The sequence below is a fragment of the Yersinia frederiksenii ATCC 33641 genome (assembly GCF_000754805.1).
Lineage (GTDB): Bacteria > Pseudomonadota > Gammaproteobacteria > Enterobacterales > Enterobacteriaceae > Yersinia > Yersinia frederiksenii.
Genome location: NZ_KN150731.1, coordinates 4,176,648 through 4,191,947 on the forward strand (window position 1 = coordinate 4,176,648; position 15,300 = coordinate 4,191,947).

A 15,300-nucleotide genomic window follows, 5' to 3' on the forward strand; every position below is an offset into this window, starting at 1 on the left:
CGCCAATTATTTTGGATCTTGGTTAGTGCTCGGTTTAAAACGCAGTAACCGGTTGGCATTACTGACAACTGTAATCGATGACAGGGCCATAGCCGCCCCCGCCACTACTGGGCTGAGCAAGGTTCCGGTGAAGGGGAACAAAATACCCGCCGCAATCGGAATCCCCAGCGCATTATAGAAAAATGCCCCCAATAGATTTTGTTTCATGTTGCGCAATGTGGCTTTGGAAAGTTCTACGGCATCAGCCACTCCATGTAAGCTATGGCGCATCAGGGTAATAGCTGCAGTTTCAATCGCAATATCGCTACCGCCGCCCATGGCAATCCCAACATCGGCTTGCGCCAGTGCTGGTGCATCATTGATGCCGTCACCAATCATCGCCACTTTATGTCCGGCAGCTTGTAGTTGCTTAATCGCCTCTGCTTTACCATCAGGCAAGACTCCGGCGATCACCTGATCAATACCAGCTTCTTTGGCGATAGCATTCGCGGTAATAGGGTTATCACCGGTTAACATCACCAAATTATATCCTTGCTGATGCAATCGTTGCAGTGCGCTGACACTGTCACTGCGCAGTGGGTCTCGAATTGACAGTAGCGCTGCTGGTTTACCCTGTGCAGTCAAGATCACCGGTGTAGCACCACTTTCAGCTTGTTGCTGCATCAGGGATTGCAACTCAGCGGTATCAATCTGTTGTTCCTCCAACAGACGATTATTCCCCAGCAATAGCGGGATGCCATCGACTTCACCACTGACCCCTAAGCCACGCAATGTGCGGAATTGATTCACTGTCGCCAGTGTCAGCCCTTCTGCTCGTTGTAAAATAGCACGCGCCAATGGGTGATTAGAGCCGGTCTCCAGTGCTGCCGCCCATGCCAGCGCTTGTTGTTCGCTCACGCCATTGAAGGTATGAATGGCGACCACTTGTGGCTGCCCTTCGGTCAAGGTACCGGTTTTGTCGAACACTAAAGTGTCGAGGTTGCTGGCCTGCTGCAAGGCATCTGCATCACGTACCAGGACGCCAAGCTCAGCCGCGCGGCCTACGCCAGAGATAATCGACATCGGCGTTGCCAGCCCAAGAGCACATGGGCAGGCGATAATCAGTACCGTCGTAGCGATCACTAAGGTGTAAACTAGCTGCGGTTGCGGGCCGAAGAAATACCAAATTAGCCCGGCGATAACCGCAATCGCGACCACCGTTGGTACAAATACTGCCGAGATTCTATCCGCCAGTTTACCGATTTCCGGTTTGCTGCTTTGCGCCTGCCGGACCAGTTTGATAATGCGCGCCAAGGTGGTCTGACTGCCAATGGCATTGGCACGAAACAGCACTGACCCATCCTGTACTTGTGTCCCAGCATGGACGACATCACCCGCTGATTTTTGTTGCGGGATAGGTTCGCCGGTCAGCATGGCTTCATCCATCCACACTTCACCTTGTACAATTTCACCATCAACGGGAACACGGTCACCCGTCGTCAGGCGCAATGTCATGCCCAGTTGAACATCAGCGAGTGGGATGACCTGCTCGCCTTCGTCTGTGACTTGCCGTGCGGTTGGTGGAGCCAAGTCTAGTAAGCGCTCCAGCGCATTTGACGAACGTTGTCTGGCGCGTTGCTCCATGGCATGACCCAGGTTAATCAAACCGATGATCATGGCACTGGCTTCATAATAAAGATGGCGTGCTTCCATCGGGAAGACATCTGGCCAGATATTCACCGTGATGGAGTAGAGCCAAGCTGCACCAGTACCTAAGGCGACCAGAGTATCCATGGTGGCACTGCCATTTTTCAGACTGACCCAGGCATTACGGTAAAAGTGACCACCGGCAAATATCATCACCAGCAGCGTGATTACCCCGACAATCAGCCACGGTGTTTGGGTTTCGGGTGTTAGCGTCATACTGCCACCTAATAACCCCCATCCCATCAATGGGATACCCAACAACAGACCTAGAGCGGCTTGCCACTGAAAACGCTTCATACTGGCTTGCGACATTTGATGCTGGCGCTCGCGCCGCTCGTTTTCATCTTCAATAATTTCAGCACCATAACCGGCATTTTTCACCGCTGCGATTAAGGCTTCATTGCTGGGATGACCGGTGACTAATGCACTTCGCTCGGCAAGGTTGACGCGCGCAACTTCGACGCCATCAACACTTTCTAGTGCATTTTGTACTTTAGAAACGCAACTGGCGCAGCTCATCCCAGTCAGTAATAATTGGACACTGTCGCTATCACTGGCTGCGGGTTCTACCACGGATGTGGCTGCCGGAACCGTTGAAGAGGCCGCTGCCAGATGTTCCGGCTGAGATGGGGCTGATTGAGTCAGCGGCTCAGTTTTTGGGGATTCAGCCCCTTGCAGTGTGGCGTGATAGCCGGCTTGCTCCACGGCATCAATCATCGCTTGTGCATCAGCCTTACCGTATATTTTGGCACTATCGAGAGCCACATCCGCCGCAATCACCCCAGGAACCGTTTCCAGTGCTTTGCGGGTGGACTCAGTACAATGTCCACAACTTAGGCCGGAGAGCTGTAACTCAACATCCGGTGTTTGCGCCTCTTCTGCCTGATAGCCGGCTTGTTTGACGGTATCAATCAGCACATGAGTTTCAGCTTCACCGGTGACTTTTGCATAGTGAACATTCACTTCAGCATGATGAACATCTTCCCGGCTTTCTAGCGCGGCTTTCACGCGTTTGGCACAATTCATACAGGATAGGCCGTGTAAGGCCAGTACTGTGGTTTGCAACATAGTTAACTCCTTATCGAGTAGGTACCTATCCATAAATTTTATAGGGATAAGTTTAATCGGTATTCCCCGTCATATACTGAATTCATGGCAGAAGCGGACTGATACATTCTCTTCAGCTGTACCGGTTTTATTCTGCTTGACCGATATCGTTCTTTTCACTAATGATAGAGGTTAAACCTTCCAGCAAGGGGAAGGTCAAGGGGGAAAGATGAATATCAGTGATGTCGCCAAAAAAACCGGCTTAACCAGTAAAGCCATCCGTTTTTATGAAGAAAAAAAACTGGTGACCCCGCCGATCCGCACGGATAACGGCTACCGTAGTTACAGTGCTAAACACATTGAAGAATTAACACTATTGCGTCAGGCGCGGCAGGTGGGTTTTACACTGGATGAGTGTCGTGAATTACTGGCATTATTTCATAACCCGGCTCGTCATAGTGCCGATGTGAAAGCCGCGACGTTGCAGAAGGTCGCTGAAATCGAGCAGCATATTAATGATCTTAATCAGATGCGATTACGCTTATTGGCCTTGGCCGAAGAGTGCCCTGGAGATGATGGCGCGGATTGCCCGATTATTAATAATCTGGCGGGATGTTGCCATACGGATGATAAACAAGCAGCCACTGCAAGACAAAAAGTTGAGAGTTAACTAAGAATTCGGTGGCTGATATTTTGTCATTAACCTTGGCGTATTTAGATAAATACGCCGTTAGATTAAATTTTTAGTGATGAATTATTGGACGAACATGCAAAGTATTACCTTCCACTAATATCACTTCAACTTCGGTGCCGGCACTCAGCTCAATAGCACTGTAAATGCGCCAGCTACTGTCACCCACCTTCATGCGACCATAGCCATCAACGGTTGCTTCAGTTAGCGTTGCGCGTGTTCCCAACAATTGATGATTGCGTTGGTTCAGCATAGCGGGCTGTGGTTTGATGCGTTTGCTTAACCAGTACCACCACAGGATGGCAGAAACCACTGTCAGCACAGAAAACAGCACGCCCTGCATTTCCCAGCTAAAAGGAAATAGCCAGACCAGAATGCCGACCACCACTGCAGCCACACCGCTCCACAGCATGTAACCACTGGCACCAAGCATCTCAGCAGCCAGTAATAGGCCGCCGAGTGATAGCCAAAACCAGTTTGGGTTTACTGCAATATCCTCCAGCATGGTTATTTACCCCGGCTGTTTTTACTCTCGCCAATCAGTTCTGCAATACCACCAATAGCACCCATCAGGCTGCTGGCTTCCAGTGGCATCATAATGACTTTGCTGTTATTGGCTGAGCCAATGTGTTGCAGTGCATCGGTATATCTTTGGGCCACAAAGTAGTTAATGGCTTGAATATCACCCGCGGCGATAGCCTCAGAAACCATTTTGGTCGCCTGAGCTTCTGCTTCTGCAGCACGTTCACGCGCTTCAGCCGCCAAGAATGCGGATTGGCGCTCACCTTCTGCTTTCAGGATTTGTGACTGTTTTTCACCCTCGGCACGCAAGATAGCCGCCTGACGAACCCCTTCAGCTTCCAGAATATCCGCACGTTTGGTACGTTCGGCTTTCATCTGAGCATTCATCGCAGAAATCAGTTCAGTCGGCGGGCGCACGTCGCGGATTTCAATACGGGTGATTTTAATGCCCCACGGGTTGGTGGCTTCATCGACGATATGCAGCAAGCGGCTGTTGATGTTGTCGCGTTGAGACAACATTTCATCCAGCTCCATTGAGCCTAAAACAGTACGGAAGTTGGTCATGGTCAAGTTGACGATGGCGAGTTCCAAATTGCTGACTTCATATGCGGCTTTTACCGGGTCAATAACCTGGATAAAGCAGACGGCATCAATCGCCACGTTGGCGTTATCGCGAGAAATAATTTCTTGGGATGGGATATCCAGAACCTGTTCCATCATATTGATTTTACGACCAATACGATCCATAAATGGCACAACGATATTCAGGCCTGGCATCAGTGTTTTGGTATAACGGCCAAAACGCTCGACAGTCCACTGAAAACCTTGTGGGACGATTTTGATTGAGGAGAAGACCACAATCAGGGCTACAACGATAAGAACAGGGATAACCGTAAACATATTTAACTTCCTGTCAGCAATGAATATTGTATCTTAATATTACGTGACAGAGCGCTAAATACCTAACGAAAGGCAGGTAAAAGCGTGTAAATGAGAAAAAGCTCGATTGGGGCAAAATAAAACAGCGCGGATAGCCCGCGCTGTAGCAATTAATGGCAATAGAATTACGGTGAATGACCGTTAAATATCTCTATTAGTACAGCAATGAATACAATTGACGACGATATTTGGCCGCCAGCGCATCGCCTGTGCCTAATGCCGCTAAAATATCCATTAATGTCTTACGTGCCGTACCATTGGCGGCTGCCAAGTCCTTCTTAAGATGCTCTAGCAACAGTTCCAGTGCTTCTTCGTTGCGGCCAACCTGATGCAATTGCAGCGCTAATTGTACTGCAAGTTCGACGTTATCGGGTTGCTCAGCCACTTGCTGTTGTAGCTGCTGAATTTCAGGGGTGTCGGCAGCTTGTTTTAACAACTCGATCTGCGCAATAAGCCCTTGATAACGAGTGTCACGGTCTTGTAGCGGAATGGTTGCCAGCACGCCTTCGGCATCTTCACTGCGGTTGAGCAGAATTTGTGCTTCTGCCAGTTGCAGCGCGATGTCGCTGGTTTGTGGGCTATGATTTTGCTGCATCAACTGCCAGGCATCTTTCAGTAATGGCAATGCGTCTTGTGCATTCCCCTCACTCATTAACTTTGCCGCTTCAGCAGCTTTCAACTCTTCAGGTTTGGGCAGAACGCGTTGTAACAGTTCGCGGATAACTTCTTCTGGCTGTGGCCCCTGAAAACCATCGACCGGCTGGCCGTCTTTAAACAGATAAACCGCCGGTATTGAACGCAAACCAAACTGCGACGCCACCATTTGTTGTGCATCACAATCGACACGCGCCAGAATGAATTGGCCTGCATATTCTGCAGCCAGTTTATCCAGCACCGGGGTGAGTTGCAGGCAGTGCTGGCTGCGTTCTGACCAAAAATAGAACAATACCGGCACAGCCATGGATTGTTCTAATGCTTGATGGAGGTTCGCTTCAGTAATATCAATCGTTGTAGGTGCTAGCATGAATTATTTCTCTCATCTGTTTTAACAGTAGATGGGGGCAGATTATGTGGCTTCAACCCTGGCGACTATTATCAAGAATTGCCCCGCAGGACTTTATCTAACATTCGTCCCGGTAATATACGACGCAGTATTGTCAGTGCATGGGCCACCAAGGTGACCGGATAACGCAATTGTGGGCGCGGGCTTTCCAGCGCATGGCGCAATTTCGGTAATATAGCTTCCGGCGGCAGGGTAAAACGCTTTGCAATACCGGGATTATTCACCGGTTTATCAGCTTCTGCCTGATTCACATTTTGCGTAAAATGGGTACTTATTGGGCCGGGTTCAATCAGGCTGACATGAATACCGCTGCCGTGCAGTTCCATACGCAATGCATCTGACCAAGCTTCCAGTGCATATTTACTGGCGGCATAAGCACCACGACCAGCGGTTGAAACCAGCCCCATAACTGAGCTGGTTTGAATAATACGCCCTTCGCTGTGGGGGAGCATTGCCGGTAACAGCAACTGTGTCAGTTGGTGAGTGCCAAACAGGTTGGTGGAAAATTGTTGCTCCAATTGTTGGCGCGAAATGGTGTGCAGTGGGCCATAGAGGCCAAAACCGCCATTATTAAACAAAGCATACAAGCGCCCACCGGTCAGTTCGATGACCTGTGCCGCAGCACGTTCGACACTGTCACTGTCATCTAAATCCAGTTCAATACCTTCCAGCCCCATTTGTGTCATCTTGGTCACGTCAGCGGGTTTACGGCAGGCCGCCAATACGCGGTAACCGCGATTCTTCAAATCTTTTGCTGCAACCAGGCCAATGCCAGTGGAACAACCAGTAATTAATACTGCTTTTTGCATAACTTTACCTAGTGAGTGAATCTATTTGCCTAAAGTAATGGTTAACTGATCACTATAATTCAATGTTATTTGATAACTAACGGTTTGAGCTGTTGTGCCATCCATTGTGCAATGAAAGGCTGGGCTTCTGCGTTAGGATGTAAACCATCATCCTGCATCCACTCAGGTTTTACGGCAACTTGTTCCATAAAGAATGGGACCAGCGGGATGTCAAATTGCTGTGCCAGTTGCGGATACATTGCAGTAAAAGCATCAGTATAGCGACGGCCATAGTTAGGAGGAATGCGGATTTGCATCAATAAAGGTTGGGCTTTCGCGTCCTTTATCAGATTGATAACTTGTGTGAGATCTCGTTGAATATCCTGTGTTGGAAAACCACGCAGGCCGTCATTGGCACCCAGTTCAATCAATACCCAGCGTGGCTGGTGTTGTTTGAGCAGGGCGGGCAGGCGAGCCAAACCCTGTGCAGCAGTATCACCACTGATACTGGCGTTAACCACCTTTGGTAGTGATGGTGTGGTCTGCCATGTTTTATCCAGCAGTGAAGGCCAAGCTTGTGCAATAGGCAAGCGGTAACCGGCGCTTAAACTGTCGCCGAGAATCAAAAGTGTGTCGTTTGCGGCGGCACGCAAACTGAATAATCCCAACAGTAATAGGAAGGGAAGATGCCAGCGGAAAACGTTCTTGAAGTTCATCATCTTAATAAACACGTCGGTCAGGGTGAGCAACAGCTCTCCATCCTTACCGGAGTTGAGCTGGTTGTCAAACCCGCTCAGACAATTGCGCTGATTGGTGAGTCAGGTTCAGGTAAATCAACTTTGCTGGGAATTCTGGCCGGTCTGGATGATGGCAGCAGTGGTGAAGTGAGTTTGCTGGGGCAGTCATTGACTGCTATGGATGAAGAAGGACGGGCGCTACTGCGAGCCAAAAACGTCGGTTTTGTGTTTCAGTCATTTATGTTGGTCCCTACACTCAATACTTTGGAAAACGTACAGCTACCCGCGCTGCTACGCGGGGAAAGCGAACGCGAAAGTAAAGTTCATGCCATTGAGTTATTAAAGCAGGTGGGGTTGGAGAAACGTCTTCATCATCTTCCGGCTCAGCTTTCTGGTGGTGAACAGCAGCGCGTGGCGTTAGCCCGAGCCTTTAGTGGTCGGCCAAAAGTATTATTTGCTGATGAGCCAACCGGCAATCTTGACCGGCACACTGGCGACCGTATTGCCGACTTACTGTTCTCGCTTAACCGGGACTACGATACCACGTTAATTCTAGTGACCCATGATGTGCAACTGGCTGGCCGCTGCCAGCGTCGGCTGCGCTTACAAGACGGCAAATTGTGGGAGGAAGCATGATTTGGCGGTGGTTTTGGCGTGAGTGGCGCTCACCCTCACTGCTGATTGTCTGGCTGGCATTAACATTGGCGGTTGCTTGTGTACTGGCGCTGGGCAGTATTAGCTCTCGGATGGAGCAAGGGCTTAATCAGCAAAGTCGTGATTTTCTAGCGGGTGATCGGGTACTGAGAACCTCTCATCCTGCGCCAGAAAATTGGTTACAAGAAGCGAAGCAGCAGGGGCTGACGGTCAGCCGCCAGCTTTCGTTTATGACCATGACCTTTGCTGGCGACCGGCCACAACTGGCAGATGTTAAAGCCACTGATTTGGCATATCCGCTGTATGGCGAGTTAGAAACCTTACCCCCTGATGTCAAGCTTGAACCGGGCACGGCGCTGGTGGCTCCGCGCCTGTTAGCGTTGCTGGGTGTTAAGGTGGGAGATACCGTTGAAGTGGGTGATACCTCGCTGAAAATCATTGGCGAAGTGATTCAGGAGCCAGATTCAGGTTTTAACCCATTCCAAACTGCCCCGCGGATCTTGATTAATTTGAGTGATGTGGAAAAAACGGGTGCGATACAGCCGGGTAGCCGCTTGAGCTACCGCTATATGTTTGCTGGCACACCCGATGCTATCGTGCAATTTAGTGACTGGCTGACACCACAACTGACACCAGAACAGCGCTGGTATGGTTTACAAGAGTCCGGTGGGGCGCTGGGTAAATCCCTGCAACGAGCGCAGCAGTTCTTGCTGTTATCAGCATTACTGACGTTATTGCTGTCTATTGCCGCTGTCGCTGTGGCGATGGGGCACTATTGCCGCAGTCGTTATGATCTGGTGGCGGTGCTGAAAACATTGGGGGCTGGGCGCAGTGCATTGCGACGGCTGATTATCGGCCAGTGGCTCTCTGTTTTGGTGCTGGCGGGTCTGTGTGGCAGCATCATTGGGCTATTGTTCGAGAAAATATTAATCCGCTTATTGTCCCCAGTATTACCGGCAGCATTACCGCCGGCGGGATTGTGGCCATGGGTATGGTCAATGGGATCGCTGGTATTGATTTCGTTGCTGGTGGGGATTCGCCCTTATCGGCAATTACTGGCAACTCAGCCCTTACGAGTATTGCGCCGTGATGTTTCCGCCAATGTTTGGCCGCTACGTTACTTTATTCCGGTGATGGTCGCGGTCGTAGTGGGGCTCTTGGCCCTATTGATGGGTGGAAACGCTCTGTTATGGGCGATTCTCGGCGGTATGGTGGTATTAGCGCTGTTGTTAGGTGTCATTGGCTGGGGCGGTTTATTATTGCTACGCCGCCTGACTGTCACTCGCTTGTCATTGCGGCTGGCGATCAACCGGTTATTGCGCCAACCGTGGATGACTCTGACTCAACTGGCGGCATTCTCACTCTCATTTATGTTATTGGCTTTGTTATTGGTGCTGCGCGGAGATCTGTTGGATCGCTGGCAACAACAGTTGCCGCCGGATAGCCCGAACTATTTCTTGCTAAATATTACACCGCAGCAGGTGCCGCAAGTTACCGAGTTCCTCACCCAGCATCAGATAACGCCGTCAACGTTTTATCCTATCGTCCGGGTGCGTTTAACGGAGATTAACCAGCAACTGGCGACGGAACGGGTACATGAAGACGACCCCGGTGGCGAGGCTGTCAACCGGGAGTTGAATCTTACCTGGCAGCAAGATCTACCAGCACACAATCTTTTGACTGCCGGGCAGTGGCCACCAAAGGCCAATGAAGTGTCGATGGAGCAGGGGATTGCTGACCGACTGGGAATTAAAATCGGCGATAAGCTGACATTTAGCGGCGATACTCAGTCATTTGAGGCCACGGTGAGCAGTATTCGTCAGGTAGATTGGGAAAGTCTGCGCCCTAACTTTTACTTTATTTTCCCGCCGGGCGCACTGGATAACCAGCCGCAAACTTGGCTGACCAGCTTTCGCTATCAAGGGGATGGAGAGGTTCTGACGCAATTAAACCGCCAGTTCCCAACACTCAGTTTGCTGGATATCGGCGCGATGCTTAAACAGGTCGGGCAGGTGCTGCAACAGGTTAGCCGTGCACTGGAAGTGATGGTCGTTCTGGTCATTATTTGTGGCACTTTACTGCTGTTGGCACAAGTGCAGGTCGGCATGCGTCAGCGCCGTCAGGAGTTGGTGGTTTATCGCACGCTAGGGGCAAGTAAACGCTTACTGCGGGGCACACTGTGGTGGGAGTTTGCGCTATTGGGACTGGTTGCTGGTTTGGCGGCGGCAATCGGTGCAGAAGCGGCACTCTGGGCATTGCAGCGGTTAGTGTTTGATTTCCCATGGCAACCTAACTGGGTTATGTGGTGGTTATTGCCATTGGCGGCGGCACTTTTATTGTCACTTTGTGGCGGTTGGCTGGGCGCGCGGTTGTTACGAGGCAGAGCATTATTCAGAGGATATGAAGGCTAGTGTGTGCTAAAGCGGGCAGTGAATGACTGCCCGTTGACTGATTACAGCTTGTTCTGCGCCCAGATTAAACCAGACTGATACTCGGTTGGTAATAAAGGAGCCAAAGCAACCAAGGCGGCATGTAGCGCCGCGCCATCCGGGTCATTTAAATTCAAATGGCCCACTTTGCGCCCGTCGCGCACCTCTTTTTCATACCAATGCAGATGTACCAATGGCAGCGACAACCACTCGATATTCACGGGCGTGCCAATCAGATTCACCATGGCTGATGGCGTATTCACCACCGGAGTTGGCAGCGGTAAATCTAAAATAGCGCGCAAATGCAGCTCGAATTGGCTGATGGAGGCTCCATTTTGCGTCCAATGACCACTGTTATGCACCCGTGGAGCCAGTTCATTAATCAGTAAACTGTCGCCAACGATAAAACACTCCATCGCCATCACACCGACATAATTCAGCTCATCCATAATGGCTGACAGCATCTTTTCAGCTTGCTGTTGTAAGCGACTGTCTGGCTGTGGCAAAGCCACACTCACGCGCAAGATGCCATCTTCATGCAGATTATGGGTTAGCGGATAAAAAACTGATTTACCTTGATGGCTGCGTGCGCCCACTAGCGAAACTTCGCCAGAGAAGTTAATGCCCTGCTCGACAATGCATTCGCCGTAAGCATCGGTAGGCAAGGTGTCTTGTTCACCGGCCCGTAAGCGCCATTGACCACGGCCGTCATAGCCGCCGACCCGACGTTTCACGATGGCTAATTCACCTAGTGTGGCGAAGACTTGTGGCCATTCGTCAGCACTGGCCAATAATTGCCATGGGGCCGTCGCCAGATTCAGGCTATCGAGTAACTGTTTTTGTGTCAGACGGTCGGCCAGACGCGGGAAAATATCGCGGTTGACGAAAGCCGTATGTGTAGCGAGCTCGCGAGTTAAGGCCGTTTCTGGCCAGCGCTCAATCTCGGCGGTGATAACACTGTGCTGATAAGGCACTGCTTCCGGTTCAGCATCTAAACCCACGGGATACACCGCAATACCCAGCGGTTCGCCAGCCTGACGCAGCATACGCCCTAACTGACCGTTGCCTAATACACAAACTGGTTTCATGCTTTCACCTGTGAATTCGGCGCTGGCAGATCTGACTCCCGCGGATCTGGATTATCTAATACTTCGTCAGTTTGGCTTTTACGCCAATCGGCCAAACGTACTGCCAATTCACGGTCATGCAGTGCCAGTATTTGAGCCGCCAGCAAGGCCGCATTTGCCGCCCCTGCTTTACCAATCGCCAGCGTTCCCACGGGAATACCGCGCGGCATCTGCACAATTGAATACAGGCTATCAACGCCACTTAATGCGGCACTTTGCACTGGTACCCCTAAAACCGGCACCAATGTTTTTGCCGCCAGCATACCTGGCAGGTGAGCAGCACCTCCCGCGCCGGCAATAATGACATGTAAGCCATTGGCATCAGCTTGCTCGGCGAAACTGAACAGTTTATCAGGGGTTCTGTGGGCAGAAACGACTTCGACATGAAACGGAACATTGAGCGTGGTGAGCACGTCGGCGGCGAACTGCATGGTGGCCCAGTCACTCTTGGACCCCATTACGATAGCGATTTTAACCCCGGCTGCATAAGCCGAATCGAGGTTGGCTCCCATGGGTGTAAAGCTCCTGTGATTGCGCAAGCGTCGGCCAGACCGACTTTATATAAATCGTGACTGGCGAAGAGGGCGTAGAGCATATCATGAGCCAAAGGCAAGGAAAACGGTTGCGTCGTGGCTTTTGCTGGGTTTTATCGGTTTTTTTGTCAGGTAGTGAAAGGTGAGGATAGCTGATTAAAACGGGAATTTAATCAACTCAACACTCTCTTTGGTGACTTTTACCATCGATCCTTCAACATGCCAGGCGCCTAAAACGACCCGATGCGCTGTTGTGGCTGGCAATTCTACAGTATGAACTGCAGGACGATGAGTATGCCCATGAATCATCCAACTGACATGATTGCGCTGGAATGCATCCACCACAGCTTGTGGGTTTACATCCATAATAAGTTGCGATTTACCGCTATTATTTTGCTGGCTTTGATTGCGCATATAAACCGCAATACGTAAGCGAAAGCGCAAAGGCAACCACAGGAATAATTTCTGAATCAGCGGGTTGTGTACTCGGCGGCGAAAATGTTGATAGTCGGCGTCATCAGTGCACAGGGTATCGCCGTGTAAAATCACAATGTCACGACCATACAATTCGACCACTTTCTCTTCGGGTAGCAAGATCATGCCACTTTCAATAGCAAAGCGTTTGCCCAGCAGAAAATCGCGGTTTCCGTGAATAAAGTAGCAGGGCACGCCCTGTTGTTGGAGTGATTTTAATGCCGCAGCGATTTGCCGATATAGTGGTTCGGGGTCATCATCGCCAATCCAGGACTCAAATAAATCGCCCAGGATATATAACGCATCAGCATGAATAGCTTCACGCTGGATAAAATGCAGGAAACCGGCAGTGATTGCCGGTTCCTGAACGCTAAGATGCAAGTCTGCAATAAAAAGCGTGCTCATTAAGCCGTCATTACTCGCTTACAGTAACGCTTTTAATGATCACATCTTCTTTTGGCACATCTTGATGCATACCGCTGCGGCCAGTAGACACGTTTTTGATTTTATCAACCACGTCCAAGCCTTCAACCACTTCAGCGAATACACAGTAACCCCAGCCATCTGGGCGCTCTGAGCGGAAGTTCAGGAAGTCGTTATCTGCAACATTAATAAAGAACTGGGCAGTGGCGGAGTGTGGATCATTGGTCCGCGCCATTGCTAAGGTGCCACGGGTGTTTTTCAAACCGTTATTGGCTTCGTTCTTGATAGGTGCATCAGTATTTTTCTGATTCATGCCCGGCTCAAAACCACCACCCTGGATCATGAAACCATCGATAACACGGTGGAAGATAGTGTTATCATAGAAACCTTTACGGCAGTAGTTCAGGAAGTTTTCAACGGTAACCGGCGCTTTATCAGCGAAGGTGTTGATGACGATATCGCCGTGATTAGTATGAAACGTGACCATAATAATGTTCCTGCTAGTGTAATAAGTGTATTCACAATGAGTCGTAACTCTTTAGACGGCTCTTATATCATATCTGTGAGATTGAGTCAGCACTCGAAACGTCGCCTTTATAGGCGAAAAAGTACTGGATCAGAGGCTGATTTGCCTCATAATCTGATGATATCCTTTTAAACCATGCGTACCGCAAAACAAAAACCACGGAATGTCCCGATGCTAAAGATTTTTAATACACTGAGTCGCCAAAAAGAGGAATTCAAGCCTATCCATGCCGGTAAAATTGGCATGTACGTATGCGGGATCACTATTTATGACCTGTGTCACATTGGGCATGGGCGTACTTTTGTCGCTTTCGACGTTGTGGCGCGTTATTTGCGTTATTTAGGTTACTCTCTGACGTATGTGCGCAATGTGACCGATGTTGACGATAAAATAATTAAACGTGCGATTGAAAACAATGAAACCTGCGAGCAGCTGACGTCGCGTATGTTGGCCGAAATGCACAAAGATTTCGATGCTTTGAATCTTGAACGTCCAGATTTAGAGCCGCGCGCAACTCATCATATCCCCGAAATCATTGAGCTAACCGAGCGTTTGATCGCCCGAGATCATGCCTATGTGGCGTCAAATGGTGATGTAATGTTCGCGGTAGACAGTGATCCGGACTATGGCCTATTGTCGCGTCAGGATTTGGACCAGTTGCAGGCGGGTGCGCGGGTCGAAGTGGCTGATGTTAAACGCAACCCGATGGATTTTGTTTTGTGGAAAATGTCCAAGCCCGGTGAGCCGAGCTGGGAATCACCTTGGGGACCGGGCCGCCCTGGTTGGCATATTGAGTGTTCTGCTATGAATGGCAAGCAGTTGGGCGCGCATTTCGACATTCATGGGGGTGGCTCTGATTTGATGTTCCCACACCATGAGAATGAAATTGCACAGTCTACCTGTGCCCATGACGGCCCTTACGTTAATTACTGGATGCACTCCGGTATGGTGATGATAGACAAAGAGAAAATGTCTAAATCACTGAATAACTTCTTCACCATCCGTGATGTGTTGGCCTATTACGATGCTGAGACTGTGCGTTATTTCCTGATGTCCGGGCACTATCGCAGCCAGCTTAACTACAGTGAAGAAAATCTCAAGCAAGCACGTGCTTCATTGGAGCGCTTATATACCGCACTGCGTGGAACTGATGCAAATGCAACTCCGGCAGGTGGTGCTGAGTTTGAAGCGCGTTTCCGTGCTGCTATGGATGATGATTTCAATACCCCAGAAGCTTATTCGGTGCTGTTTGATATCGCTCGTGAAGTGAACCGCTTGAAAACTGAAGATATCGCTGCGGCAAATGGTTTGGCGGCAGAGCTGCGTAAGCTGGCTCATGTGCTGGGCTTATTGGAACAGGATCCAGAACTATTCTTACAAAGTGGTGCGCAGACTGACGACGATGAAGTGGCAAAAATTGAAGCTCTGATTAAGCAACGCAATGATGCCCGCAGCAGCAAAGATTGGGCGCTGGCCGATTCTGCCCGTGATCAATTAAATGAGTTGGGTATTGTGTTGGAAGATGGTCCGCAAGGGACGACATGGCGCCGTAAATAAAGGGTGCTGGTTCCGCCAGATAGGCACATTTGGCGAGTGAACTCTAAAAAAATTGCGGTGCTGGCATTGACCAGTAACCGCAATTTTTTTGCCCATACTTTATG

At 50.1% G+C, this 15,300-nt stretch carries 14 protein-coding genes; 4 read left to right on the forward strand and 10 right to left on the reverse strand.

Features of this window, described 5'->3' with window-relative positions; translation table 11 throughout:
- Positions 1–6: 6 nt before the first annotated feature.
- On the reverse strand, positions 7–2,754 hold the full coding sequence (gene copA / locus DJ58_RS03460) for a copper-exporting P-type ATPase CopA (RefSeq protein WP_032913270.1): 2,748 nt from the start codon (positions 2,752–2,754) through the stop codon (positions 7–9).
- A gap of 208 nt (positions 2,755–2,962) precedes the next feature.
- Here copA and cueR point away from each other — a divergent pair, with 208 nt between their 5' ends.
- Positions 2,963–3,403, forward strand: a complete 441-nt coding sequence (gene cueR, locus DJ58_RS03455; protein ID WP_004712633.1) for a Cu(I)-responsive transcriptional regulator — start codon at positions 2,963–2,965, stop codon at positions 3,401–3,403.
- Positions 3,404–3,476: 73 nt separating this feature from the next.
- Here cueR and DJ58_RS03450 read toward each other — a convergent pair whose 3' ends face one another.
- The 5 genes from DJ58_RS03450 to tesA all read right to left on the reverse strand — a co-directional run bounded on the left by DJ58_RS03450 (position 3,477) and on the right by tesA (position 7,452).
- Positions 3,477–3,929, reverse strand: coding sequence for an NfeD family protein (locus DJ58_RS03450; protein WP_004712635.1), 453 nt, complete (start codon positions 3,927–3,929; stop codon positions 3,477–3,479).
- 2 nt (positions 3,930–3,931) lie between these two features.
- Positions 3,932–4,846, reverse strand: coding sequence for an SPFH domain-containing protein (locus DJ58_RS03445; RefSeq protein WP_004712636.1), 915 nt, complete (start codon positions 4,844–4,846; stop codon positions 3,932–3,934).
- Between the two features lie 193 nt (positions 4,847–5,039).
- Complete coding sequence (locus DJ58_RS03440) at positions 5,040–5,909, reverse strand: co-chaperone YbbN (RefSeq protein ID WP_004712638.1); 870 nt, start codon at positions 5,907–5,909, stop codon at positions 5,040–5,042.
- 71 nt (positions 5,910–5,980) lie between these two features.
- Positions 5,981–6,757 (reverse strand): SDR family oxidoreductase, encoded by a 777-nt coding sequence (locus DJ58_RS03435; RefSeq protein WP_004712639.1) that lies wholly within the window; start codon positions 6,755–6,757, stop codon positions 5,981–5,983.
- 65 nt (positions 6,758–6,822) lie between these two features.
- Positions 6,823–7,452: a multifunctional acyl-CoA thioesterase I/protease I/lysophospholipase L1 gene (gene tesA, locus DJ58_RS03430; protein WP_032912216.1), complete on the reverse strand. Its 630-nt coding sequence runs from the start codon at positions 7,450–7,452 to the stop codon at positions 6,823–6,825.
- Here tesA and ybbA point away from each other — a divergent pair.
- Entirely contained in the window at positions 7,423–8,109 is a 687-nt protein-coding gene (gene ybbA, locus DJ58_RS03425; protein ID WP_004712641.1) for a putative ABC transporter ATP-binding protein YbbA, read from the forward strand. The genes tesA and ybbA overlap by 30 nt on opposite strands.
- On the forward strand, positions 8,106–10,538 hold the full coding sequence (gene ybbP / locus DJ58_RS03420; protein WP_032912217.1) for a putative ABC transporter permease subunit YbbP: 2,433 nt from the start codon (positions 8,106–8,108) through the stop codon (positions 10,536–10,538). Before ybbA ends, ybbP begins: the two co-directional genes overlap by 4 nt.
- A gap of 41 nt (positions 10,539–10,579) precedes the next feature.
- Here ybbP and purK read toward each other — a convergent pair whose 3' ends face one another.
- From purK to ppiB, 4 genes are all read right to left on the reverse strand, one after another.
- A complete protein-coding gene (gene purK, locus DJ58_RS03415) occupies positions 10,580–11,644 on the reverse strand; it encodes a 5-(carboxyamino)imidazole ribonucleotide synthase (RefSeq protein WP_032912218.1) in 1,065 nt (354 codons plus the stop codon).
- On the reverse strand, positions 11,641–12,195 hold the full coding sequence (purE, locus tag DJ58_RS03410; RefSeq protein ID WP_004712644.1) for a 5-(carboxyamino)imidazole ribonucleotide mutase: 555 nt from the start codon (positions 12,193–12,195) through the stop codon (positions 11,641–11,643). Before purE ends, purK begins: the two co-directional genes overlap by 4 nt.
- Before the next feature lie 177 nt (positions 12,196–12,372).
- Positions 12,373–13,095, reverse strand: coding sequence for a UDP-2,3-diacylglucosamine diphosphatase (locus tag DJ58_RS03405; RefSeq protein WP_004712645.1), 723 nt, complete (start codon positions 13,093–13,095; stop codon positions 12,373–12,375).
- 10 nt (positions 13,096–13,105) lie between these two features.
- Positions 13,106–13,600, reverse strand: a complete 495-nt coding sequence (gene ppiB, locus DJ58_RS03400) for a peptidylprolyl isomerase B (RefSeq protein WP_004712646.1) — start codon at positions 13,598–13,600, stop codon at positions 13,106–13,108.
- A 210-nt stretch (positions 13,601–13,810) separates the two neighbouring features.
- On the opposite strand from ppiB, the gene cysS reads away from it, so the two are divergent.
- The gene (gene cysS / locus DJ58_RS03395; protein WP_032912219.1) at positions 13,811–15,196 is read left to right on the forward strand and encodes a cysteine--tRNA ligase; all 1,386 of its coding nucleotides are present in this window, start codon (positions 13,811–13,813) and stop codon (positions 15,194–15,196) included.
- The last annotated feature ends 104 nt before the right edge of the window (positions 15,197–15,300 follow it).